Source organism: uncultured Roseobacter sp. (assembly GCF_947495025.1).
Classification (GTDB): Bacteria; Pseudomonadota; Alphaproteobacteria; order Rhodobacterales; family Rhodobacteraceae; genus Roseobacter.
Genome location: NZ_CANLXG010000001.1, coordinates 1,309,240 through 1,333,111 on the forward strand (window position 1 = coordinate 1,309,240; position 23,872 = coordinate 1,333,111).

At 60.1% G+C, this 23,872-nt stretch carries 26 protein-coding genes; 14 read left to right on the forward strand and 12 right to left on the reverse strand.

Features of this window, described 5'->3' with window-relative positions; all coding sequences use genetic code 11:
* Window positions 1-17: 17 nt before the first annotated feature.
* The 3 genes from sdhD to Q0792_RS06270 form a co-directional block, all read right to left on the reverse strand.
* Window positions 18-389: a succinate dehydrogenase, hydrophobic membrane anchor protein gene (gene sdhD / locus Q0792_RS06260; protein WP_298837636.1), complete on the reverse strand. Its 372-nt coding sequence runs from the start codon at window positions 387-389 to the stop codon at window positions 18-20.
* Window positions 390-399: 10 nt separating this feature from the next.
* Entirely contained in the window at window positions 400-783 is a 384-nt protein-coding gene (sdhC, locus tag Q0792_RS06265; protein ID WP_298837641.1) for a succinate dehydrogenase, cytochrome b556 subunit, read from the reverse strand.
* Between the two features lie 155 nt (window positions 784-938).
* Complete coding sequence (locus Q0792_RS06270) at window positions 939-1,601, reverse strand: DUF1194 domain-containing protein (RefSeq protein ID WP_298838645.1); 663 nt, start codon at window positions 1,599-1,601, stop codon at window positions 939-941.
* Window positions 1,602-1,951: 350 nt separating this feature from the next.
* On the opposite strand from Q0792_RS06270, the gene Q0792_RS06275 reads away from it, so the two are divergent.
* Window positions 1,952-3,181 carry a CAP domain-containing protein gene (locus Q0792_RS06275; protein ID WP_298837645.1) on the forward strand — a complete coding sequence of 410 codons (1,230 nt, stop codon included), beginning with the start codon at window positions 1,952-1,954 and terminating at the stop codon, window positions 3,179-3,181.
* A 245-nt stretch (window positions 3,182-3,426) separates the two neighbouring features.
* Here the strand turns inward: Q0792_RS06275 and Q0792_RS06280 are convergent, their stop codons facing one another.
* Genes Q0792_RS06280 through Q0792_RS06300 form a run of 5 tightly spaced genes read right to left on the reverse strand, consistent with a single transcriptional unit; the run spans window position 3,427 to window position 6,829 of the window.
* On the reverse strand, window positions 3,427-4,140 hold the full coding sequence (locus tag Q0792_RS06280; protein ID WP_298837648.1) for a DUF4344 domain-containing metallopeptidase: 714 nt from the start codon (window positions 4,138-4,140) through the stop codon (window positions 3,427-3,429).
* 20 nt (window positions 4,141-4,160) lie between these two features.
* Window positions 4,161-5,192, reverse strand: a complete 1,032-nt coding sequence (locus Q0792_RS06285) for a MaoC family dehydratase (RefSeq protein WP_298837651.1) — start codon at window positions 5,190-5,192, stop codon at window positions 4,161-4,163.
* Window positions 5,192-5,395 carry a DUF1737 domain-containing protein gene (locus tag Q0792_RS06290; protein WP_298837654.1) on the reverse strand — a complete coding sequence of 68 codons (204 nt, stop codon included), beginning with the start codon at window positions 5,393-5,395 and terminating at the stop codon, window positions 5,192-5,194. The genes Q0792_RS06285 and Q0792_RS06290 overlap by 1 nt, the downstream gene beginning before the upstream one ends.
* Window positions 5,396-5,409: 14 nt before the next feature.
* Window positions 5,410-5,967: an NnrU family protein gene (locus Q0792_RS06295; protein ID WP_298837656.1), complete on the reverse strand. Its 558-nt coding sequence runs from the start codon at window positions 5,965-5,967 to the stop codon at window positions 5,410-5,412.
* 4 nt (window positions 5,968-5,971) lie between these two features.
* Complete coding sequence (locus Q0792_RS06300) at window positions 5,972-6,829, reverse strand: CoA ester lyase (protein ID WP_298837659.1); 858 nt, start codon at window positions 6,827-6,829, stop codon at window positions 5,972-5,974.
* Between the two features lie 336 nt (window positions 6,830-7,165).
* Between Q0792_RS06300 and Q0792_RS06305 the strand changes: the two genes are divergently transcribed.
* Window positions 7,166-7,498, forward strand: coding sequence for a hypothetical protein (locus Q0792_RS06305; protein ID WP_298837661.1), 333 nt, complete (start codon window positions 7,166-7,168; stop codon window positions 7,496-7,498).
* A gap of 82 nt (window positions 7,499-7,580) precedes the next feature.
* On the opposite strand, the gene Q0792_RS06310 is transcribed toward Q0792_RS06305, so the two are convergent.
* Window positions 7,581-8,336 (reverse strand): sulfite exporter TauE/SafE family protein, encoded by a 756-nt coding sequence (locus Q0792_RS06310; RefSeq protein WP_298837664.1) that lies wholly within the window; start codon window positions 8,334-8,336, stop codon window positions 7,581-7,583.
* A gap of 137 nt (window positions 8,337-8,473) precedes the next feature.
* Between Q0792_RS06310 and mdh the strand changes: the two genes are divergently transcribed.
* From mdh to lpdA, 12 genes are all read left to right on the forward strand, one after another.
* Window positions 8,474-9,436 (forward strand): malate dehydrogenase, encoded by a 963-nt coding sequence (mdh, locus tag Q0792_RS06315; protein ID WP_298837667.1) that lies wholly within the window; start codon window positions 8,474-8,476, stop codon window positions 9,434-9,436.
* Window positions 9,437-9,705: 269 nt separating this feature from the next.
* Window positions 9,706-10,413 carry a PEP-CTERM sorting domain-containing protein gene (locus Q0792_RS06320; protein ID WP_298837670.1) on the forward strand — a complete coding sequence of 236 codons (708 nt, stop codon included), beginning with the start codon at window positions 9,706-9,708 and terminating at the stop codon, window positions 10,411-10,413.
* 270 nt (window positions 10,414-10,683) lie between these two features.
* The gene (gene sucC / locus Q0792_RS06325; RefSeq protein ID WP_298837672.1) at window positions 10,684-11,877 is read left to right on the forward strand and encodes an ADP-forming succinate--CoA ligase subunit beta; all 1,194 of its coding nucleotides are present in this window, start codon (window positions 10,684-10,686) and stop codon (window positions 11,875-11,877) included.
* A 3-nt stretch (window positions 11,878-11,880) separates the two neighbouring features.
* A complete protein-coding gene (locus Q0792_RS06330) occupies window positions 11,881-12,429 on the forward strand; it encodes a hypothetical protein (protein WP_298837675.1) in 549 nt (182 codons plus the stop codon).
* Window positions 12,426-12,923, forward strand: a complete 498-nt coding sequence (locus Q0792_RS06335; RefSeq protein WP_298837678.1) for a hypothetical protein — start codon at window positions 12,426-12,428, stop codon at window positions 12,921-12,923. The genes Q0792_RS06330 and Q0792_RS06335 overlap by 4 nt, the downstream gene beginning before the upstream one ends.
* A gap of 159 nt (window positions 12,924-13,082) precedes the next feature.
* Window positions 13,083-13,970: a succinate--CoA ligase subunit alpha gene (sucD, locus tag Q0792_RS06340; protein WP_298837680.1), complete on the forward strand. Its 888-nt coding sequence runs from the start codon at window positions 13,083-13,085 to the stop codon at window positions 13,968-13,970.
* 274 nt (window positions 13,971-14,244) lie between these two features.
* The gene (locus Q0792_RS06345; RefSeq protein ID WP_298837681.1) at window positions 14,245-14,751 is read left to right on the forward strand and encodes a DUF805 domain-containing protein; all 507 of its coding nucleotides are present in this window, start codon (window positions 14,245-14,247) and stop codon (window positions 14,749-14,751) included.
* A complete protein-coding gene (locus Q0792_RS06350; RefSeq protein WP_298837683.1) occupies window positions 14,748-17,708 on the forward strand; it encodes a 2-oxoglutarate dehydrogenase E1 component in 2,961 nt (986 codons plus the stop codon). The genes Q0792_RS06345 and Q0792_RS06350 overlap by 4 nt, the downstream gene beginning before the upstream one ends.
* A gap of 3 nt (window positions 17,709-17,711) precedes the next feature.
* Window positions 17,712-19,235, forward strand: a complete 1,524-nt coding sequence (gene odhB / locus Q0792_RS06355; RefSeq protein WP_298837685.1) for a 2-oxoglutarate dehydrogenase complex dihydrolipoyllysine-residue succinyltransferase — start codon at window positions 17,712-17,714, stop codon at window positions 19,233-19,235.
* A gap of 131 nt (window positions 19,236-19,366) precedes the next feature.
* A complete protein-coding gene (locus tag Q0792_RS06360; protein ID WP_298837688.1) occupies window positions 19,367-19,750 on the forward strand; it encodes an MAPEG family protein in 384 nt (127 codons plus the stop codon).
* Between the two features lie 12 nt (window positions 19,751-19,762).
* Window positions 19,763-20,176, forward strand: a complete 414-nt coding sequence (locus Q0792_RS06365) for an MAPEG family protein (RefSeq protein ID WP_298837690.1) — start codon at window positions 19,763-19,765, stop codon at window positions 20,174-20,176.
* A 63-nt stretch (window positions 20,177-20,239) separates the two neighbouring features.
* Entirely contained in the window at window positions 20,240-21,628 is a 1,389-nt protein-coding gene (gene lpdA, locus Q0792_RS06370) for a dihydrolipoyl dehydrogenase (RefSeq protein ID WP_298837692.1), read from the forward strand.
* Window positions 21,629-21,646: 18 nt separating this feature from the next.
* Here the strand turns inward: lpdA and Q0792_RS06375 are convergent, their stop codons facing one another.
* Genes Q0792_RS06375 through Q0792_RS06385 form a run of 3 tightly spaced genes read right to left on the reverse strand, consistent with a single transcriptional unit; the run spans window position 21,647 to window position 23,869 of the window.
* Window positions 21,647-22,267, reverse strand: coding sequence for a pyridoxamine 5'-phosphate oxidase family protein (locus tag Q0792_RS06375; protein ID WP_298837693.1), 621 nt, complete (start codon window positions 22,265-22,267; stop codon window positions 21,647-21,649).
* Complete coding sequence (locus Q0792_RS06380; RefSeq protein WP_298837695.1) at window positions 22,260-22,991, reverse strand: 1-acyl-sn-glycerol-3-phosphate acyltransferase; 732 nt, start codon at window positions 22,989-22,991, stop codon at window positions 22,260-22,262. The genes Q0792_RS06375 and Q0792_RS06380 overlap by 8 nt, the downstream gene beginning before the upstream one ends.
* Window positions 22,991-23,869 (reverse strand): FtsX-like permease family protein, encoded by an 879-nt coding sequence (locus Q0792_RS06385; RefSeq protein ID WP_298838648.1) that lies wholly within the window; start codon window positions 23,867-23,869, stop codon window positions 22,991-22,993. The genes Q0792_RS06380 and Q0792_RS06385 overlap by 1 nt, the downstream gene beginning before the upstream one ends.
* Between the last annotated feature and the right edge of the window lie 3 nt (window positions 23,870-23,872).

The window sequence follows — 23,872 nt, forward strand, 5'->3', positions numbered from 1 at the left end:
ATCCGCGCGGAATATCTTCAGAGGGCCAGACGCACGATGGCGTAAAGACCGGTAGCCATGGCCGCATAAGAGAGGCAGGTCATGGCGATGATTGCGATCTTCTGGGCGACGCCGTGCACGTAGTCTTCGATGAGGATCTGCACGCCGCCTGCAAAATGCCGGAAGCCCACGATAAAGGTAAGCGCCGCAACAACCGCCGGGAACGGGCGGGCGAAGTAGGCGGTCACTTCTTCATAGGACGCGCCCAGCATCGGGCCGAAGGTAAAGACAAAAAGCGGGATCAGTATCAGCAGCGCACCGGAGCTGACGGTCATGGACCAGTGATGTTCGGTGCCGGATTTTGCCGAGCCGAGGCCGGTGGCGCGTTTGCGGTCAGTCAGATAGCTCATGGCGCCCTCTTTATACGATGATGATTGTCAGGAGGGTCAGCACAAAAGAACCGCCGATCACTGCGTAGCCCATCTTGTAGGCTGTTTCGAGATCGAGGCCGACGCCCTGATCCCAGATCAGGTGCCGGACACCGGCCAGTGTGTGGTACCACAGGCCCCAGACGGACAGCAGCATGACCAGATCACCAAACCAGCTGGTCAGCACCCCGTCAGCGACGGCAAAGTATTCAGGCGACGTCGCGGCGGCCAGAAACCACCAGACCACCAACAACGACGAGATCAGCAGCGCATTGCCGGTAATCCGCGTCAGTATGGAAGTCATGGAGGTCAGCTGCGGGCGGTAGATCGCCAGGTGCGGTGACAACGGGCGATTGCCCCGGTTCACATCAGCCATATCAGATTCCTTTTGTTCCCTGCGCGTATTAGTACCCTATATTCAAGGCTTGTCACCTGTCGCTCCGGCGCTCAGGCGCGGTTATTTGGCGCGGATTGGAACTTTTTCGATAACAATTTACATTTGTGATCACATGGAAAAGCGCTGTGATCACATTAAGGCAGGCTGCTGAGCTGCCGGGTGGTCTCGCGCTGCAGTTTGCGGCGTATCTGTTCGGGATAGTCCTCAAAGCCGCTGGCGGTGATCACAAAAGCTCCCTCGCCCATGATCAGGTTCTCGAAAAACCAGCCCGTAAGGTCCGTTTCATCGGTTTCGATGGCCAGAGCATTAACCGTCACGCCCATTTCTCTGAGGGCCGGGTGGTGCTCACGGGGTTCCGGCCCCTCATTTGAGACGCCGTCACCGGAGACGTCGATGACCCGGCGTGTACATTGCGGCACCTGCCGCAGGGCCGCCTCAGAGGCGCCCAGTGCCTCGCCGATCGCCGTGGAAAAGTTACGCCAGACGCGTTTGTTCGACCCAACGGCATCCGCCAGAGCAGCTGCATCCGCGCCGCTGCGCACAGACGTCCAGCCAATGGTCTGGCGCTGGCGCGAGGAGCCGGTCCACTGAATGAGGGTTACCATCGCTTCCTGGCTGATCAGTGCGTCGATCACGATGCCGTCCCGCAGTGCTTCGGCCAGACCATCCATCTGAATGCGGAATTCCTGCTGGTCCACTGAGCCCGACACATCCACTGCCAGCACAAGCGCGAGCTGGCAGGCCATGACCGGTCTGGCCACCGTGAGCATCAGGATCATTGTCAGCACGCGCAGCATGACGACAAGCGTACCGGACCGGGCGGGGTTGTCACGCGGAAAGGTGAACATGCTGTCTGCGGGAATTCGTAAACGAGCAACTGCAGTTTCCCGCCAGCACCACCCGTACCAGGCGCTGATCCGCCGTTTGCAGGCGGATATCCACCCGTACGCAGCACTCAGAATGGTCGCATATGGCCACAAAACAGAAATAATCCTGACGACAGCCAGGGATTGTTGTTTCCACGTTTTCAATCCCGGAAGATCGACTCAGTTTGCCTTAATTGCGTCTGATTTCAGCGCTCTACGTGGTCACATGGCTGTGCCGCGTTTGGGATGCACCGCGGCCTCGTCGTCACAGGGAGAGTAAAATGCCACCATTTCTGAACCTGTTTCTCGCACTGCTTGGCGGCGGCGCTCTTGCCACGGGTGCCAGTGGTGGCAGGGCGTCTGCTTCCGAGGAACCTGCACCGGCCTCCCTGTCTCCGGCGGCGGCGCTGAAAGCCCCGCAACCGGAAGCTGACAGCCCGCCGGCGGACGCGCCCGAAGCCCCCCCACCGGCAGTCGAAAAAGCCCCGCTGCCCGCAGGCGAAGAAAGCGACAAGGGCGTGGCATCCGATGCCCCGGACCTGCCTGACAGCGCCTATGACCTTAACTGGGTGGGGCTGACCGCCCAGGAGCAGTACATGCTGGAACTCGTGAACCGCGCCCGTCTGGACCCGGAGGCAGAAGCGGAACGTACAGGCGACGCGGTGGATTCCGGTGTGTCATCCACACCCAAACAGGCGCTTGCGGTCGACCCGATCCTTTCGGCGGCTGCCGACAACCATTCAGCCGATATGCTGGCACGCGATTTCTTTGCGCATACCAACCCGGACGGAGACAGTCCGACCGACCGGGCCCGTGACGAAGACTGGGACGGTGGCGGTGTATGGGAAAATATTTCGGCGCGCTGGACAAGTGCGCCTTCTGTCTCAGATGAACAGGGCTGGGTTGCAGCCAGCCATGCTGGTCTGTGGGAATCTGATGGTCATCAGTTCGGGATGCTGCAGGCCACTCATACGGTTGTGGGCATCGGTGTTGACTGGGGTGAATGGGCGTACCCCGGCACGACCTTTCCGACGGCCATGCTCGTCACTGAAAAATTCGCCAATGATGGTCAGACCTACCTGACCGGTGTCGTGATTGACGACGTGGATGGTGACGAATTCTACGACATCGGCGAAGGTCAGGGCGGCGTACAGATCACTGCCTGGACAGACGAAAACGTCTATGCAACGTCCACCTGGGATTCAGGTGGATACTCGCTTGCTCTCGACGCCGGCACGTACAGCGTGAGATTTGAAGGAGGCGATCTGGAAACCGCCTTTGAAACCACCGTGACCATCGGCGGTCAGAACGAAAAACTGGACGTGTTCGAGAATGATCTCACCGGGGTGGCCACAGCAATGGCTGAAACGAAATCTTCAGTACCGGAAGAAGACCCGGTTGCAGAACTGTTCCTGTCTGCCGATGCCTCTCTGTATGCGATCGAGCGCGCGGCGCAGGCCGCAGATGACCAGACCGAAGAGGAACCGGACGATACCTGGGCCTTCGTCTGAGTCCTTCTGTCAGATCCTGCAGGGGAACGTCGGGCGTTTTCTGGTCGCCACCTTCGGCCCGCCCGGATGGACCGGTGGATACCGTGCAGGCCACAGCGACAGGCTGCGGCTCGCTTTGCCGAACTGAACAGAAGTGGAAAACAGCCGGCAATCCCGCTGCTGCAGTCTGTGCCCCTGAGGTCTGTTTCCCGCAAACGCCGTTCTGCGCGCGAGCCCGGTCCGGCACACATCCTGCACACCTGCACTCAGAAATCGGTCAGCGCGCGCAGATACCCGTCGAGTTCTGTACAGATGGTGATGCGACGCAGACCCGGATCGTAAAAACCGTTGGCCTCGCCACAGTCCTCGACTGCAATGACAAGACGTTCGGGCAGATCAAAATCGCCGTTCAGAGCCATCACTTCATCAGCCACGAGCTGGCCGATCAGCGTATTGTCCTGCCCCTCATAAGCCATCGACGACGCCTCGTCACCGGCCGCAATGTCATCCAGAACAGGACCCCAGCTGTCAGCGGCCAGCCCGAACTCTTCCTCACAGGTCTCGGCCCGTTCTGCCGGCAGGTCCAGCTCGTCGGCAAGGTCGGCACGGGCATCGGGACTGGCGCCGTAAAACAGACAGATCATCGTATAGTAGCGTTGCAGATCAGGTCCGTGCACGTCCCACAATGCGGGTTCGTTTTCCTGCGCCTCTCCCAGAAATCCAAAGGCCGCGTCATAGATAATGTCGCTGGCCTCTTCTTCTTCATAAAGGTCATTGATCAGCAGAACGCTGAGCACATCCGCTGCATCTTCTTCCTGGCCGAAGACCGGCAGCGCCAGCACATCAATCAGCGCGTGACCCATTTCGTGATAGAGGATGGCCAGAACATTGGCCCTGACAAAAGCATCCCCGCGTTCGGACGCCTGCAGCTGACCGCCCAGGCAACACAGGACACACAGCAGAGCGGTGAGAACCTTCATCGCAGTCAACTCCTGTCAGCTCAGACGGGCATCAGAGCCCAGTAGTCCAGATCGAGCAGAATATGGGGCAGATATCTGCCGTCATCGTCCCGCAGGCTGTAAGCATCGCCCCCTTTTGTCGCGACGAGGCGAAGGCGTATCGCGCCCACACCGGGTGCGCTGGTCTCTGCCTTGTCGATAACTTCGGACCATGCGCGCACCGTGTCGCCCGCGAAGCAGGGATTGGCGTGAGCGCCACTGTTGACGCCCACAATTATCTGAGCATTCGCCAGCCCGTTGAAACTGAGCGCACGGGCCATCGAGATGACGTGACCGCCATAAATCAGCCGCGATCCGTCCGGTCGGGCGGAGGTGTCAAAGTGCACCCTGGCAGTGTTCTGCCAGAGCCGGGTTGCCATCATATGTTCGGCCTCTTCGATCGTCACGCCGTCAACGTGGTCGATCCGCTCTCCGATGTCGTAGTCGTCCAGACGGTGCGGTTCACCCGACAGGCCGAAGTTATACCCGGCAAAGGACAGTCCCGGCGGTACAACCAGATCGCTGGCCGCAATGGCGGTATCGAGTTCAGGCACGCGCGTTTCAGGGGCGGGACTGTTCGGGTCTCTTTTGCGCACCATCACCCAGCGCACGAATTCGAGCACTGTCGCATCATGCTGGTTTATGCCCCGGGTTCTGACATAGACCACACCGGTTTTGCCGCTGGAGTTCTGTTTCAGACCGATCACTTCGCTTTCCGAGCGCAGCGTGTCCATTGGCCAGACCGGTTGCAGGAACCGGCCTTCGGCGTAACCAAGGTTGGCAACCGCGTTCAGCGAAATGTCCGGGACCGACTTGCCGAACACTGTGTGGAACACGATCATGTCGTCCAGAGGACTGAGGTTCAGGCCGCAACTGCGGGCGAATTCGTCCGAGGAATAGAAAGCGTGGCGCGCCGGATAGAGCGCATGATAAATGGCGCGCTCTCCGCCCGACAGCGTGCGCGGCACGGCATGCCGGATGACCTCGCCAAGGGTGTAGTCTTCGAAAAAGCGGCCGGGGTTGGTTTTAACCATCACTGGGCCCCCAGTTTTGTCTCGGGTGTATACGTGCCGGGGGCCTCTTTGACGACCGCCTGTCCACAGCGCATGACGCCTGCTGCGTGATCCCATGTCTGGGTCGGGCTGCCGTGCAGCTCCCAGCCTTTGTTCAGTGCATCCGTGACCTTGTGGCAAAAGGCGGACGTGTCCTCTTCGGAGAGAAAACGGTACAGTTTCATAGCAGGGTCCGTGTTCAGGTGGGGAAAGGCCAGACGCCAAGCCAGATGTGAATGCCCGCCACTGCGACAAAGAGCACAAGCGATATTACCGCCAGGCGGATATAGGTTGCCCGTCCCGCCGGTTCAGGAGCGGTCCACTCCGGCTCGGCGCGGTTGATCAGAATGACCTCGCCCACCGCCCAGGCCAGCAGGCCACCGAACAGGATCACCGACGCCAGATCTCCGTTGACCAGAAGGTGTGCGGCGGCCCAGATTTTGAAACCAGTCAGCTGCGGGTGACGCAGTTTATAAGCAGGCCAGGCCTTGGCGCCTTTGGCCGCACTGGAACCATAGACCCAGAAGGCCACCAGCATCAGCGTATTGTTGACATGCACCATGAATGCCGGCGGGCTCCAGACGGGGATAAAACCAGCGGCCCGGTAACCCAGGATCATGAGCACCAGTCCACCAACAATGCCCAGCGCCATGATCCCTTTGCCCGGTGCGCCAAGGGCCGCGCGGTGGTCTGGCTGAAGCCGTTTGAAATAATGCGCGATGCACCACAGCGCGAGACCGGCGATTAACAGTGTCATGAGATCACTCCGTGTTCATGGCATTTATTGCAGCAGACTTTGCCAGGGTTTCCCGTGCGGTTGCAACATGCAGATTTTCGACAATCCTGCCATCGACAACGGCAACCGCCTGACCTGATGCAATCGCTTGCTCATAGGCGGCGATCTGCCGTTCGGCGAGATCAATGTCTTCGGGTGTGGGGGAAAATGCCTCGTTGGCGATGGCCACCTGTGCAGGATGGATCAGCGTTTTTCCGTCAAAACCCATGTCGCGGCCCTGGGCGCATTCCGCCGCCAGACCTTCGTCATCTCTGAACGCGTTGTAGACGCCATCGATGACAGAAACTCCGCAGGCTTTTGCCGCCAGCAGGCAGAGAGACAGGCCACCCATGAGCGGAAGGCGATCCGGCCGGAACCGTGTGCCCATGTCCTTGGCCAGGTCGTTCGTCCCCATGACCATGCCTTCCAGCCGGCTGTGTGCGGCAACCGACGCCGCATTGATCATGCCCAGCGGGCTCTCCATCATTGCCCAGAGCGGCAGGTCACCGGTCAGCGCGGCAAGCGCATCCAGGTCCGCCGCACTGTCCACTTTGGGCAGCAGAACAGCATCCGCTCCCATTGTGCGCACCGCCTGCGCATCGTCAGCCCCCCATTCGGTACCAAGGGCGTTGATGCGCACGATCTTCATCCGCGCTCCATACCCGTCAGCTGCGAGTGCCCGGGCCAGGGTGTTACGCGCGGCGGCTTTTTCGTCCGGCGCAACTGCGTCTTCCAGATCAAAAATAATGGCGTCAACGGGCAGCGTTCTCGCCTTTTCCAACGCCCTTTCCTTCGAACCGGGAATATAGAGGACGGATCGGAGCGGGCGGGAAGAAGCGGACATTCGGGTCTCCAGTCTGTGCGGACGCCCGTCGGGCGCGATAGAATATTGCGCGGACACACGCATTTTTTTGCACAAAATACAAGCGGAATTGCGCTGCGGCGCAGCAAAATTCAAATTCGAACCTTTTGCGGACGCAGGATTAACCATTATTTCAGGCATGAAGCCGATGCTGAGGTCGTTCCCTGACTGCAGGAATACGGTTTTCCCGGTAAAATGCCGGGTCGGATTTCGAAAGTCACAGGGGCTTTATCTTGAACCGGGGCCGCCCGGTCATCGCCGGAAACCGGCAGGCCAGATGACAGCGGGTGCAGCCTTTCGAATGAAGGCAGACACGTTATGAAACGCACATCAAAGATACTGCATCTCGGTGCTCTGACTGCGGCGGCAGCACTGTGGATTTCGTCAACAACAGATGCAGCGGCGCAGAATTCGCGCAACTGCGGCCCGCGGGAGGCCGTCGTAGACCGGCTTGCTGACGGGTATGGCGAAACACGCCAGTCAATGGGGCTTGGCGCAAACAATGCCGTTGTAGAGGTTTTTGCCTCTGACGAGACCGGCACGTGGACAATCACCGTAACCACGCCGAACGGACTTACCTGTCTTGTAGCATCGGGTCAGTCCTTTGAGGCGCTGGCAGAGGCATTGCCCGCCAAGGGTAACGACGCCTGAAAATCCGGGTGGGCTGAGGCCCACCTGCCCGTGACACCCCGGGACCGTACCGGGTGGCAGAACCGGACCTTGCGGAACGCGGTCAGAAAAGACCATCCCAGATCAGTTTGCATCCGGTGATGCTCAACAGCAAATAGGTCAGCCCGAAGAACAGCCGTTCGGAGACCAGATGGTGCGCCCGCACTCCCAGCCACGCCCCGAAAAGGGCAAAGGGTGCCAGATACAGGTTCGCAAGGGCCGTTTCGGCCGTAAACATTCCCAGCCAGGCATAGGGGATGAACTTGCCAATATTCACAATCCAGAAAACCAGGACAGTCGTTGCCTGATACTCTGTCTTGTCCAGTTTCTTTGACAGCAGATAGACCGCCGCGGGTGGTCCGCCCGCATGGCTCACGAAAGAAGTGAAGCCTGCCGCAAGCCCGGCGACGGCGCCCGCAGTCTGAGACATTTCCCTTCGCGCCCCCGCCAGATATCCCTGTCGTACGGCGTACTGCCACAGCACAAATCCTACGGCGATGGCACCGATCAGGATGCGAAAATGGTCGGGTTCGGTTATCCTGTACAATGCTGCTCCGAGCAGCACACCCGGAACGGCGCCGAGTATCAAAAGCCGCGCGGCCTGCGGATCCCAGCGCTTCCAGTACGGCCGGAGTGTGCTTACGTCGATCAGCATCAGCAACGGCAGCATCACCGCAAGCGCCTGACCGGGTTCAATAACCAGTGCCAGCATGCCCGCCGAAGCAAAAGCTGCGCCCGACCCGAATCCTCCTTTGGATATTCCCGCAAAGACGACAGCCGGGCCGGCAACTGCAAAAAATGAAAGGTCCATAACCAGCATGCCGCAACATCTGGCCGGAAATCCGGCTGTTGTCCATGCCGGGGCCGGGGCTTCGCTGCACCGCAGAGTGAACTTGCGCTGAGTGCCGTGATTGGATAGCAGGATGCCACCCTAAACCGCATGCGGAGCATTCACCAATGGCAAGACCCAAAATTGCGCTGATCGGCGCCGGCCAGATCGGCGGCACCCTCGCCCACCTCGCCGCCCTGAAGGAACTCGGAGACGTTGTCCTATTTGACATCGCAGAAGGCGTCCCGGAAGGAAAAGCGCTCGACATCGCAGAAAGCGGCCCGGCGGGCAAGTTTGACGCCTCACTGTCCGGCACCCAGTCCTATGAGGACATCGCCGGTGCGGACGTCTGCATCGTTACCGCAGGTGTGGCCCGCAAACCGGGCATGAGCCGCGACGATCTGCTGGGGATCAACCTCAAGGTCATGAAGTCTGTGGGCGAAGGTATCGCCGCACATGCCCCCGACGCATTTGTCATCTGCATCACCAACCCGCTGGACGCCATGGTCTGGGCCCTGCGCGAGTTCTCAGGCCTGCCCCACAGCAAGGTCTGCGGCATGGCCGGTGTGCTCGATTCCGCACGCTTCCGCCACTTCCTCGCCGATGAATTCAACGTTTCTATGAAAGACGTCACTGCCTTTGTCCTCGGTGGTCACGGCGATACGATGGTACCGCTGGTACGCTATTCCACAGTGGCGGGCATACCGTTGCCCGACCTTGTGAAAATGGGCTGGACCACGCAGGAGAAGCTGGATGCGATCGTTCAGCGCACCCGTGACGGCGGCGCGGAAATCGTCGGTCTGCTGAAAACCGGTTCGGCTTTTTATGCACCTGCAACGTCGGCAATCGAGATGGCGGAAAGCTATCTCAAAGACCAGAAGCGCGTCCTGCCCTGTGCAGCTTATGTTGACGGAGCCTATGGCCTCGACGGATTCTACGTCGGCGTACCCACGGTCATCGGAGCGGGTGGCGTCGAGCGCGTCGTCGACATCGACATGAACAAAGACGAACAGGCCATGTTCGACAACTCCGTGAATGCGGTAAAGGGCCTCGTAGAAGCCTGCAAAGGGATCGACAGCAGTCTTTCCTGAGTGATTCTCTGGGAGATCGGAGAATTATAGCACCGGCGTTTTCGACGCCGGTGCCATCGACTGTTAACGGAGGTTTCGCCCAGGTTAACTTCTAGCGCTGGTGGAATTTCCGGCTTTTTTTTGACATATTTGCCTTATTTTTGTCCAGAACAGCGTTTCCGGGCGTAATATATCCCTGCGGCGGAAAAACGCCGACAGGCCAGCTTTGTTTGCCTGATTTACAAAAATCCGCCCGTTTTTGCTCCGGGCGGGAACATACGAGGGATACTATGTTCACACGAGTACTTGCGGCGGCCGTGGCCGTGGCGGTTTCGAGTGTCGCGGTCAACGCCGCCACATTTGATTTTGAAGCGGACGCAACAGCGTTCTTTAATTCCAACGTCGACAACGTCGGTGGGAAAAAAATAGAAGGCACATTTGATCAGGTCTACGGCACCAGCGCCCGCGCTATTGATGCCGGCACATCCGGCAAAGATACAAGCATGGGCATCACCGTGTCTGCGTCTTCGCTGACAGGCACACATCCGTTCATGGATTCCAGGCTGGCCGGTCTGGGTGTCTGTTCCTCCGGCACGTTCGGCGCAGGCATCAGCCAGTGTTCGTCCAATGTCGGCTCCGATCCCGGTGATGACAACCTGGTAAGCCCGGAAGAGCTGACACTCTCTTTCAGTACCAGCGTCAAACTCACCGCGCTGCAGATCCGTGACGCAGGTCACAACCTGATCAGCAACGTTGTCGGCGCGCTGCTGATCGACGGCATCGCCTTTGACACCGGCGATGACGGTATGGTCATTCTGGACGCGCTCGGATCTTCCCGCGACTTCGACTTTACCAGCGTAGGTTCTGCGCCGGGGCAGGAAATCTATCTGTCGGTTGCATCCGTCGAAGCGGTGCCGGTTCCGGCATCCCTGCCTCTGCTGGCAGGCGGCATGGGTCTGATGGGCTGGTACTCGCGCCGCCGCAAAAAGGCCGCCTGAAACCACCGCTGAAGTCAATTCATCAAAAGTCATGCGTCGCCCTCCGGGCGGCGCATTTTTCTTGAGTCGTCCTGACCTTCCGGTTTTCATTAAAAACTTACTAACCCGCAGGACACGTGTTAATTTGTGATCACACTTATTTTGCGTGTGATCACAAATTGTCGATTTCGGGCGGACAAGCGGCCGGTCTGCCCGAAACCTGTTGTTTCCGGTGGTTTTTACGATCTTATCTGGAGTTGGGAACCGATACACAACCACAGGACGGACAAGATGAATATCCACGAATATCAGGCCAAAGCCCTGTTGCGCAGCTATGGCGCTCCCGTTTCTGACGGACGCGTTGTCCTCAAGGCTGAGGATGCCAAAACGGCGGCTGGCGCGCTGGACGGCCCGATGTGGGTGGTCAAGGCGCAGATCCACGCCGGTGGACGCGGCAAGGGAAGTTTCAAAGAACCCGACGCAGGCGAAAAAGGCGGCGTTCGCCTGACGAAATCTGTCGAAGAAGCCGCCGAAGAAGCAAAGAAGATGCTGGGCCGCACGCTGGTCACGCACCAGACCGGGCCTGCGGGCAAACAGGTCAACCGGATTTATATCGAAGACGGTTCCGGCATATCGACCGAGCTTTACCTCGCGCTGCTCGTAGATCGTCAGACCAGCCGCGTGAGCTTTGTCTGTTCGACCGAAGGTGGCATGGACATCGAAGAGGTCGCAGCGTCGACGCCCGAGAAAATCCTGTCCTTTTCTGTTGATCCGGCCTCAGGCTATCAGGCCTTTCACGGGCGCCGCATCGCTTTCGCACTGGGCCTCGAAGGCAAGCAGGTCAAACAATGCGTCGGTCTGATGGGACTGCTCTACAAAGCGTTCATGGAAAAAGACATGGAGATGCTGGAGATCAACCCGCTGATCGTAACGGATACAGGCGATCTCAAAGTGCTTGATGCCAAGGTGGCGTTTGACGGCAACGCGGTTTACCGCCACCCGGATATCTCCGAGCTGCGCGACACCACCGAAGAAGACAGCAAAGAGCTGGAAGCCTCCAAGTATGACCTCAACTATATCGCGCTGGATGGCGAGATCGGCTGTATGGTCAACGGCGCGGGCCTGGCGATGGCGACCATGGACATCATCAAGCTGTACGGCGCCGAGCCAGCAAACTTTCTCGACGTGGGCGGCGGCGCGACCAAAGAAAAGGTCACCGAAGCCTTCAAGATCATCACATCGGACCCCAACGTAAAGGGCATCCTCGTGAATATCTTTGGCGGCATCATGCGCTGTGATGTGATTGCCGAGGGCGTTGTTGCTGCGGTGAAAGAGGTCGGTCTGCAGGTCCCGCTGGTCGTACGCCTTGAGGGCACGAACGTTCAGGAAGGCAAGGACATCATCAACAACTCTGATGTGGATGTGATCGCAGCCGATGATCTGAAGGACGGCGCGCAGAAGATCGTAAAAGCCGTCAAGGGCTGACCCTTGGCACCGGCTGGTCACATGATGGTCGCAGCGCTTTGCGCAGGCCTGGTCCTCGGCGGTTGTACTGCCGGGGCAGTTTCGTCCGATGCGGCGGAGCTGAATAATATGTGGCGGGCCAATCTGGTCCCGAAAGCAACACCGTCGCAGATGGTCAGGACATTTGACCGGTTCTGCGTAAACGGCAGCCGCGACATGGCCCAGGCCGAGCGGGATCTCCGGGCGGCGGAGTACATTCCGTTGCCGAACAGCCGAACGCCCGGCGCGCGCGCCTGGGTCGAGGACGACGAGGCCCCGGCCGTCGCACTGTCTGATGCCATGTGCGTTGTCGCGGCCAGCAGCAGGTCAGGTCAGACGGACCGCTTTCAGCGCTACGTCGCCGACACGTTCCCGCAGGCACGGGCAGTTGATCCTGCCCCGCTGGGCAACACCATCGAACAGGCCTGGGAAGTCGGCGGGTCTGAACCCTTTCTGATCGCGACCGAGCGGACACCTGACGTGGACTGGTACCGGTATATGCTGATCCTGTACCGTCCGGGAGGCCGGGCATGAGGCGCATTGTATTCTCTTTGCTGGCTGCTCTGGGGATGTTGGCAACAGGTGTCGCGCAGGCCGGCAACAGCGCCGATGAGGCGATTGCCGCCTTTAACGGTGTCTGTTTCAAAGCAGGGCAGACCGCAGACGCGGCCCGGGTCCGTATGGAAGCCAGGGCGAGCAGCCCCCTGCCCTTTGAGCTGATATTCTGGGACCGGACGCTGGAGCCGGGCCCCGCAGCATTCGCGAAGATCGAGCGGCGCTGTCAGGTGACGTTCGCGGGCGATCACACCGAACGCGCCGTCGACGCGCTGCGCGTGCAGATGGCCACTCCACCGGTCTTTGGCTTTGCCATTGATCTGCCGGACACACATACGGCCGAAACCGGCACCACCCTGATCGAGGGACGGGAACTGCTGCGCGGGCGCGTGGCGGTCGTGCATGTGGGCCTGCGGGACGGACAGACTTTCATGGCAGTCGACCGGCTGCCTTCAGGATGGGAGGACCGCTGAGATGTCGGAGACCGCCCGCTCAACACATCGTCGGAGCTTTCGACGACCGATTTTCCGTTCTGCTGCAGGAGGATACGATCTGATGCAGCAGCCTCTCCTCACGAAACGCCCGGCGCACCAATCGCCGCTGTAGCCAGAATGTAAGTCAAAGGAAGCAACATGGCCGTACTTATCGACGAAAACACCAAAGTGATCTGCCAGGGTCTGACCGGCAGCCAGGGCACATTTCACACCGAACAGGCGATCGCCTATGGCACAAAGATGGTCGGCGGCGTCACACCGGGCAAAGGCGGTCAGACGCATCTTGATCTGCCGGTTTTCAATTCGGTGCACGAGGCGAAACATGTGACAGATGCCAACGCCAGCGTCATCTATGTGCCGCCCCCCTTTGCTGCGGATTCCATTCTGGAAGCCATTGACGCAGAGATGGAGCTGATCGTCTGTATCACCGAAGGCATCCCGGTGCTGGACATGATGAAGGTGCAGCGCGCGCTGGAAGGGTCAAAGTCGCGGCTCATCGGCCCGAACTGCCCCGGCGTGATCACGCCCGACGCCTGCAAGATCGGCATTATGCCCGGCCACATCCACAAGCGCGGCTCCTGCGGTGTGGTCTCGCGTTCGGGCACACTGACCTACGAGGCGGTAAAACAGACCACGGATATGGGTCTGGGCCAGTCTTCGGCTGTCGGTATTGGCGGCGACCCGATCAAAGGCACCGAGCACATTGACGTTCTGGAAATGTTTCTGGCCGATGATGAGACGCAAAGCATTATCATGATTGGTGAAATCGGCGGCAGCGCCGAAGAAGATGCAGCACAGTTCCTTGCAGATGAGAAGAAAAAAGGCCGCTGGAAGCCGACCGCAGGCTTTATCGCCGGCCGCACGGCACCACCCGGCCGCCGCATGGGTCACGCGGGCGCGATTGTCGCCGGTGGCAAAGGCGGTGCCGAGGACAAGATCGAAGCCATGCGCGCCGCTGGCATCGTGGTGGCGGACAGCCCCGCGACGCTGGGCGAGGCTGTGAAAGAGGCGATCGACAAAGGGTGAGCACGGAACCGGGCATAAGCAAGGAAGAAACGCCTGTGGTAATAGCGCGCAGCGAACGGGGCGCGCCTCACCATCGCCCGGTCAGCCGCGCTGCGAGCTCAGGACGGGCCGCAACCGGCTGTGGTAAATTGGTGCCGCAGTATGCCCCTGTGTCGTCCGCCGCGGCAAACCTGATGAGGGCAACGCCGGAGCCTGAGTGGGTGCATACAGCGCTTTGCCTCAGAGAGGCCCGGGCCCTGCCCGGCAGTGCCGACCGGGCGGGAGGGTCGCTCCGGTGACCTTCAGCCAGTCCATCATCACCTGCTTTCAGAAGTACTTCACCTTCTCGGGCCGCGCTTCGCGGTCAGAATACTGGTGGTTTTTCCTCTTTACCGTGCTGGGTGGATTTGTTGCGGGGCTGCTTGAGGGGTTTATCAACGCAGCCGCAGGTACCCCCGGTGGTCCGACTCTGCTGTCGGGCGCTTTCAACCTGGCCACGTTCATTCCGGGTCTCGCTGCTGGCTGGCGGCGGATGCACGACAGCGGGCGATCCGGCCTGTATCTGCTCTATCCCATGATCGCGATTATCGGATTGTCCGTTTTCATTGGTATGTTCGGCGGTGCGGACATGCTTGAAGGCTCCGATCCGTCGGCCCTGTTTGAGGGCGTGTTCGGGCTGGTCGTCATTGTTTCTCTGATCGTCGTGGTCCTGTCGCCCTTCATCGTTCTTTTCTGGCTCACAAGGCCCTCGCAACCCGGTTCAAATATCTACGGTCCCAACCCACATGAGGTATCCCCATGACCGAACATTCCCCCAACGACCAGTTCCACGCCTCTTCGTTCATGCAGGGGCACAACGCGGAATATCTCGAGCAGATGTATGCGCGTTATGCCAATGATCCGAATGCGGTTGATGATGCCTGGCGCGCGTTTTTCAAGGCGATGGGCGACGATGAGGTGTCGGTCAAGCACGAGGCGGCAGGGCCGTCCTGGGCACGCGCGGACTGGCCCCCGCAACCCGGTGACGACCTGACCCAGGCGCTGACAGGTGAATGGGCACCCGATGCCGAACTCAAAGGGGCCGGAGACAAGATAAAGGCAAAAGCGGCCTCCGCCGGCGTCGCCGTTTCAGAGGAGCAGATCAAACGCGCTGTGCTCGACAGCATCCGCGCGCTGATGATCATCCGCGCCTACCGGATCCGGGGGCATCTGGTGGCCGATCTGGACCCGCTGGGCATGCGCAACAATGACCCGCACCCAGAGCTTGACCCCAAATCCTATGGTTTCACCGAGGCCGACATGGACCGGCCGATTTTCATCGACAAGGTGCTGGGGCTCGAGATGGCCTCCATGCGCGAGATCATCTCGATCGTGAAGCGCACCTACTGCGGTACTTTCGCGCTGCAGTATATGCACATCTCCAACCCCGAAGAAGCGGGCTGGCTGAAAGAGCGTATCGAGGGGTTCGGCAAGGAGGTTTCCTTTACCCGTGAGGGCCGCAAAGCGATCCTGGCCAAGCTGGTCGAGGCCGAGGGCTTTGAGAAATTCCTGCATGTGAAATACATGGGCACCAAGCGGTTTGGCCTTGATGGCGGCGAAAGTCTGGTGCCCGCAATGGAGCAGATCATCAAACGCGGTGGCGCTCTGGGCGTGCGCGACATCGTGATCGGCATGCCCCACCGCGGGCGGCTGTCGGTGCTGGCCAATGTGATGGCAAAACCTTACCGCGCGATCTTCAACGAGTTCCAGGGCGGGAGCTTCAAGCCCGAAGACGTGGATGGCTCTGGCGATGTGAAATACCACCTTGGCGCATCATCAGACCGCGAGTTTGACGGCAACTCCGTGCACCTGAGCCTGACGGCAAACCCCTCACACCTTGAGGCGGTAAACCCCGTCGTTCTGGGCAAATGCCGCGCCAAGCAGGACCAGAACAACGATGACGAACGCACCTCTGTCATGCCCATCCTGCTGCACGGCGATGCGGCCTTTGCCGGCCAGGGCGTTGTGGCAGAGTGTTTCGCGCTGTCTGGCCTCAAGGGTCACAAAACCGGCGGCACAATGCATCTGGTGGTCAACAACCAGATCGGCTTTACCACGGCCCCGCATTTCAGCCGTTCGAGCCCGTATCCTACGGACAACGCACTGGTGGTAGAGGCACCGATTTTCCATGTGAACGGCGATGATCCGGAGGCGGTGGTCCACGCGGCCAAAGTCGCGACCGAGTTCCGGCAGAAGTTCCGCAAGGACGTGGTGATCGACATCATCTGCTACCGCCGGTTTGGCCATAACGAGGGCGATGAGCCCATGTTTACCAATCCGATCATGTACAAGAAAATCAAGGGACATAAGACGACGCTCAGCCTGTATACAGAGCGTCTGGTGCGTGACGGTCTGCTGCCCGAGGGCGAGATCGAGGATATGAAAGCCGCGTTCCAGGCCTATCTCAGTGAAGAATTCGAGGCGGGCAAGGAATACCGTCCGAACAAGGCCGACTGGCTGGACGGCAAGTGGTCGCATCTCGACAAACAGAAGAACAAATACCAGCGTGGCAAGACCGCGATTTCCAAGGGGACGCTCATGGAAGTGGGCCAGGCCCTGAGTACCGTGCCTGAGGGCTATCCTCTTCACAAAACAGTCGGGCGGTTGCTGGACTCCAAACAGAAAATGTTTGAGAGCGGCGAAGGCATCGACTGGGCAACGGCGGAGGCACTGGCCTTTGGTTCGCTGCTGACCGAAGGCTACCCGGTGCGCCTGGCCGGCCAGGACAGCACACGCGGCACTTTCAGCCAGCGCCACTCCGGGCTGATCAATCAGGACACCGAAGAGCGCTATTACCCGCTGAACAACATCAGAGCCGGGCAGGCACAATATGAGGTCATCGACTCGATGCTCTCGGAATATGCGGTGCTGGGTTTTGAGTATGGCTACTCCATGGCCGAGCCGAACGCGCTCACGCTGTGGGAAGCGCAGTTCGGTGATTTTGCCAACGGCGCGCAGATCATGTTCGATCAGTTCATCAGCTCGGGCGAGAGTAAGTGGCTGCGCATGTCCGGTCTGGTCTGTCTGCTGCCCCACGGTTTCGAGGGCCAGGGACCCGAACACTCTTCCGCCCGCCTCGAGCGGTTCCTGCAGATGTGCGGTCAGGATAACTGGATCGTGGCCAACTGCACCACGCCGGCAAACTACTTCCACATCCTGCGCCGGCAGATCCACCGTTCCTTCCGCAAACCACTCATTCTGATGACGCCCAAATCGCTGCTGCGTCATAAGCTGGCGATCAGCAAGGCAGAGGAGTTCACCACCGGATCGAGCTTCCACCGCCTGATGTGGGATGATGCGCAGCACGGCAATTCGGAAACCACGCTGGTCGAGGACAAAAAGATCAAACGGGTCGTGATGTGTTCGGGCAAGGTCTATTACGACCTGCTTGAGGAACGCGATGCACGTGGTATCGACGACATCTACCTGCTGCGCCTCGAACAGTTCTATCCCTTCCCCGCACAATCGGCGGTCAAGGAGCTGGAGCGTTTCAAGCAGGCCGAGGTTGTCTGGTGCCAGGAAGAGCCCAAAAACCAGGGGGCCTGGACCTTCATTGAACCCAATATTGAATGGGTGCTCAGCCGCATCAGGGCAAAGCACCCGCGCCCGATCTATGTGGGCCGCGCTACATCCGCCTCGCCCGCGACGGGCCTGGCCTCACAGCACAAAGCACAACAGGCGGCGCTCGTGAACGATGCGCTGACCATCAAGGGGAAATAAGACATGACCACCGAAGTACGCGTGCCCACGCTGGGCGAATCCGTTACCGAGGCCACCGTTGCCACCTGGTTCAAAAAGCCCGGCGAAGCGGTTGCTGTGGATGAGATGCTGTGCGAGCTGGAAACCGATAAGGTGACCGTTGAGGTGCCCTCGCCTGCGGCCGGCATCCTGGCCGAAGTTGTGGCAGCAGAAGGTGAAACAGTTGGTGTCGACGCGCTGCTCGCCACCATCACCGAAGGGGACGGTGCAGGTGCCGGAAGCGACACGCCGGCCGCAGCCCCCGCGCCCGCCGCTGCCGCGCTTGCTGCGCCTGCCGCATCTGGCGGCGCCGTGGACATCATGGTTCCGACACTGGGTGAAAGCGTCACCGAAGCGACAGTCAGCACCTGGTTCAAAGCCGTTGGCGACACTGTGGCTCAGGACGAGATGCTCTGCGAACTGGAAACCGACAAGGTATCGGTCGAGGTTCCCGCACCCGCGGCGGGCACGCTGAGCGAAATTCTGGCCCCCGAGGGTGCCACGATCCAGGCCGGTGGCAAGCTGGGTGTGATGTCTGCAGGTGCAGGCGCTGCCAGCGCTGCTCCCGCGGCGGAAGCAGCACCGGCTGCGGCGGTAGCACCCGGCAGTGGCGCAGATGTCGAAGATGCACCCTCTGCCAGAAAAGCCATGGCTGAGGCCGGTATCAGCCGTGATCAGGTCACCGGTTCAGGCCGGGATGGTCGCGTCATGAAAGAGGATGTCGCGGCCGCAGTCGCTGCTGCCGGTGCCGCTCCTGCAGCAGCGCCCGCAGCCGCGGCACCACGTGCACCGGTCGCCGCCGATGACGCTGCCCGCGAGGAAAGGGTGAAGATGACCCGTCTGCGCCAGACTATCGCGCGCCGCCTCAAGGACAGCCAGAACACTGCAGCCATGCTGACCACCTATAACGAGGTGGACATGACCGGGGTGATGGCCCTGCGCAATGAGTACAAGGACCTGTTTCTCAAGAAACACGGTGTCAAACTGGGCTTTATGTCTTTCTTCACCAAGGCCTGCTGTCACGCGCTCAGGGAAGTGCCCGAAGTCAACGCCGAAATCGATGGCACGGATATCGTCTACAAGAACTTTGTTCACATGGGCATTGCCGCTGGCACGCCGACGGGTCTCGTGGTGCCGGTCATCCGGGACGCCGATTCGATGAGCTTTGCGGCGATTGAGAAGGCAATCGCTGAGAAAGGCGCGCGTGCCCGGGACGGCAAGCTGTCCATGGCCGAGATGCAGGGCGGCACATTCACCATTTCCAACGGTGGCGTCTACGGCTCGCTGATGTCGTCTCCGATCCTGAATCCGCCACAATCAGGCATTCTTGGCATGCACAAAATCCAGGACCGTCCGATGGCGATCAATGGTCAGGTCGTGATCCGCCCGATGATGTATCTGGCACTCAGCTATGACCATCGGATCGTCGACGGCAAAGGAGCGGTGACATTCCTTGTACGGGTCAAAGAGGCCCTCGAGGATCCAAGACGCCTGCTGATGGACCTTTGACCGGACACGCGTCCGCAGATTACTGAAAGCTGTCACCCCGTCTCATGGCGGGGTGCCGGCGACGACGGAAACCCGGAGCACCGTCTCTGATCACGGCGGGCTTTCCGGTCAGGACAAACAGGAGTGACAACATGGCTGAAACGACCGCACTGATACTCTATGGCTTTCTCGTCCTGCTTACGCTGCTTTTGCAGGCCACCGGAGCGCTTTCGCAGCTGGGCATGGGATACCTGTTGGGCAGCCGCGACGAAGGGCGCACGGTTGGCGGTATTGCCGCCCGTCTGGAACGGGCACTGAACAATTCAGTCACGGCCATGGTGCTCTTTGCCCCCGCCGTACTGCTGATCGAGATCGCGGACAAGAGCACCAACCAGACAATGCTTGCAGCAACCGCCTTTCTGATCGCGCGGATCATTTACCTGCCGGCCTATGCTTTTGGCGTCGCCGGCATTCGGAGCCTTGCCTGGACGGTCGGCTTTTTTGCCACGGCTCTTCTCTACTTTCTTGCTCTCTGATGACTGCCCGCGATGACCCCTGAACTCACTGTCCTGACGCTGGCAGCCCTGCTGCAGGTCGTGCAGTTCGTGCTGATGGCCGTGCCCGCAAATCTCGAACTCGGGCCTGCGCGCACGCTCAGCCCGCGCGATCCCGAAAGGATGGGCGGCAAGCCACTGGCCGAGCAGATGAGCCCGCGCACTGCACGGCTTTACCGTGCTCTGAATAACCACTTCGAAGGGCTGATCCTCTTTTCCATCGCCTGCATCGTGATCACGCTGAGCGATCAGTCCACATCCTTTACGGCCACCTGTGCCTGGGTCTACCTGGCAGCGCGTGTGGCCTACATCCCGGCTTATGCATTCGGCCTGACCCCATGGCGATCCCTGATCTGGTTTTCGGGCTTTGCCGCAACGGTTGCGATCCTGATCGCAGCGCTCCTATAGTGAAATGAACCCTGCCCGTCGTGCGCCTTCCATGCCGCCCGGAAAATGACCAAGGAGACATCCATGTCCAGCTATGACGTAATTATCATCGGCTCCGGCCCCGGCGGCTATGTCTGTGCCATCCGCTGCGCGCAGCTGGGCCTGAAAGTGGCCTGTGTGGAGGGGCGCGAGACGCTGGGTGGGACCTGTCTGAACGTGGGCTGTATCCCTTCCAAGGCACTGCTGCATGCCAGCCATATGCTGCATGAGGCAGAGCACAATTTTGCGACCATGGGTCTGAAGGGCAAGAGCCCCTCGGTGGACTGGAAACAGATGCTGACCTACAAGGAAAGCACTATCGAACAGAACACCAAGGGCATCGAATTTCTGTTCAAGAAGAACAAGATCGACTGGCTGAAAGGCTGGGGATCGATCCAGGAGCCCGGCAAGGTCAAAGTGGGCGATGATGTGCATGAGACGAAAAACATCATCATCGCATCAGGGTCAGAACCCGCATCCCTGCCCGGTGTAGAGGTCGACGAGAAGGTCGTTGTCACGTCTACCGGCGCGCTGGAACTTGGCAAGGTCCCCAAAAAGCTGGTTGTCATCGGCGCGGGCGTCATCGGACTGGAACTTGGGTCTGTTTATGCGCGTCTTGGCAGCGAAGTGACCGTTGTCGAGTTTCTCGACGTGGTCACGCCGGGAATGGACGGCGAGATTCAGAAAACCTTTCAGCGCACTCTGAAAAAACAGGGCCTGACCTTTATTATGGGTGCCGCTGTGCAGAAAACCGAAGCCACAAAGACAAAGGCGAAAGTGCATTACAAGCTGCGCAAGGACGACAGCGAGCACGTGCTTGAGGCTGATGCGGTGCTGGTGGCAACAGGGCGCAAGCCCTTCACGGAAGGTCTCGGTCTTAACGCTCTGGGCGTCAAAATGACGGATCGCGGACAGATCGCCGTGAATGAAAAATGGGAAACGAGTGTCCCTGGCATCTTGGCGATTGGTGACGTGATCGAAGGCCCGATGCTGGCTCACAAGGCCGAAGACGAGGGCATGGCCGCTGCTGAACAGGTCGCCGGCAGGCATGGACATGTGAACTATGGCGTGATCCCCGGCGTCATCTACACCCACCCTGAAGTCGCCAATGTCGGCGCCACAGAAGAGTCCCTCAAAGCAGAAGGCCGCGCTTACAAAGTTGGTAAGTTCAGCTTTATGGGCAACGGTCGCGCGAAGGCGAATTTCGCGGGAGACGGTTTTGTGAAGATCATCGCAGACAAGGACACCGACCGCATCCTGGGCGCGCATATCCTCGGCCCGGCAGCGGGCGATCTGATCCACGAGATCTGTGTCGCGATGGAATTCGGTGCCTCAGCCGAAGACCTGGCCATGACCTGTCACGCGCACCCGACATATTCCGAGGCTGTACGGGAGGCAGCCCTCGCCTGTGGTGATGGTCCGATACACATGTAAAACCCTGCCGGGCCTGCGTCAGTCGGGATCGGACCACATCGTCCGGGCAGCGCGGGGCCCCCAGGCATCGTCATAGGGCTTGCCGCCTTCTTCTCCGCCGGTCTGTTCGGCAAGGATTTCGCCCGGAGTGGGCAACCCGGCACTTTCGTCGGTGCCGGACCACGTCCCGGACCGCAGCAGCGCGCGGGCGCACTGGGTATAAATCTCCCCAATCCGGATGATGATCACGGTGCGGGGCAGATGCTTGTCCCGCGCAAAACGCTGCAGCATATCAGCATCAGCTGTCAGCCAGGCGCGCCCGTTCAGCCGCACCACGGTGTTTGAACCGGGCACCATGAACATCAGCGAAACGCGCCCGTCCTCAACGATATTACGCAATGAATCCAGTCGGTTGTTACCCCGCCAGTCCGGCATGGCCAACGTCTCGGGGTCCAGCTCGGTCACCACCGGGCCGGCATCGCCCCGCGGGCTGCCGTCGGTTCCGCCTGCACCAACAGTCGTCAGGACGCAGAACTTTGAGGACATGATCCATTTACGGTAAAGCGGCGTCATCCGGTTTGCCACCTTGCGCAGCGAAGCCGAACCCGGCTGACCGTAAAGTGCTTCGAGCGCTTCGACCGTTCTGACGGGTTCAGGCATCGGTATCTCCTTTGAAACCGGCCTCGGCCATCAGTGCATCTGAGCGGCTCTCAACATCCGTTTCCAGTTTCTTCATGAAAGCATCGCGCGACAGACCTGGCTCGATGACCGGCAGGAACTCCACCACGGCAACACCCGGCTTGCGCAGCAGACCACGTTTTGGCCAGAGCACACCCACATTCGTCGCAACCGGCGCACAGCGCTGGCCCAGCTGCTCGTAGAGCACACCGGTACCGACCTTGTAGGGCATTTTTTCCCCTGGCGGAACGCGTGTTCCCTGCGAGTAAATAATGAGCTGTCCCGGTTCAGCCCGCCCTGCCTCAACATCGGCCACCATCTTTTCAATGGCCTTGCCGCGTTTACCCCGGTCGACCGGCACGCAGTCCAGCATCCGGGCGTACTGACCGATGATGGGCATCATCAGAATTTCTTTTTTCATGATGAACTTGGCTGCCGGAAGCGCCGTAAAAATCATCATGATATCAAGGAAAGACTGGTGTTTGGCTGCAATCAGCGCCTCGCCGTCCGGCGGGGTTCCGCGGACCTCGCATTTCAGGCCTACCATCCACGAAGCCGTCCAGAAAACGTATCTGGAGTACCCCTTGCACGCCGCATAGGCTCCGCGGCGGCTGAACAAGGCCCAGGGCAGCAGTGCAATCCCGATAACCGGCATCGCAATGTACATCTGGACGATAAAGATGACCGAGCGGATATACTGAAACATCAGGCAATCTCCCTGAGCGCACGGTGCGCTGCATATCGCGTGGCCAAAAAGGCCACCGCTGCCATCAGCAGGGGAATAATCGCAGGCAGCAGCCATTCCGCCCCCTCGAAACCGATGCCCGACAGGAAACCCGCCATATCAGCCGCAGGCGGCAGCACCCGGACAAAGACCATCGCAACGGCAGCGCCGCCAAAGGCCCCAAGCAGCACCCGCAACGTAAAACGCCTGATAAAGGCCTGTGCGATATACCGGTCTGTCGCTCCGACAAGCCGCAGCACACGGATCACCTGCGCGTTTGCGGCAAGCGACGCGTTAGCCGCCAGCGTCACCATCGCAGCAGCGGTCAGGCCCAGCAGAAGGGCGCTGAACCATCCCACCGAGCGCAGTCGCTGTGCCGAAGCCACAAGTGGCGCGCGCCACTGGTTGTGGTCATCAAGCACAGCACCCGGCACTTCTGCCTCGAGTCTGAGCTGCAGGCCCTGCGCATCAAAGCCACTGGTGGCCTCGGTGATCTCAATCAGCCCCGGGAGAGGAAGTGTAGTCAGGTCAAGTCCTGCACCAAACCACGGCTCCAGCAGCGCTTGCTGGTCCTCAGCATTCAGTGCACGTACAGCCTCGACGCCGGCGGTTGTCTCCAGAATACTGAGTGCAGTGGCCTGCAATGCGGGCATCTGAGCGGCCGGGGCGGAGATGCGCACGGTCGAGGTTCGCGCCAGACCATCGCCCCAGCTGTCAGCGAGCCTGTCTGCTGCAAGCGTGAGCGCCAGGGCAAAGACGGCCAGAAACCCCATGGCCGCAGCCGCAAAAACAGTCAGCCGGGCGGTAAACTCCGACGGCGGAACAACCTGGTCTGATCGCGTATCGCCGCGCACCAGCATCAA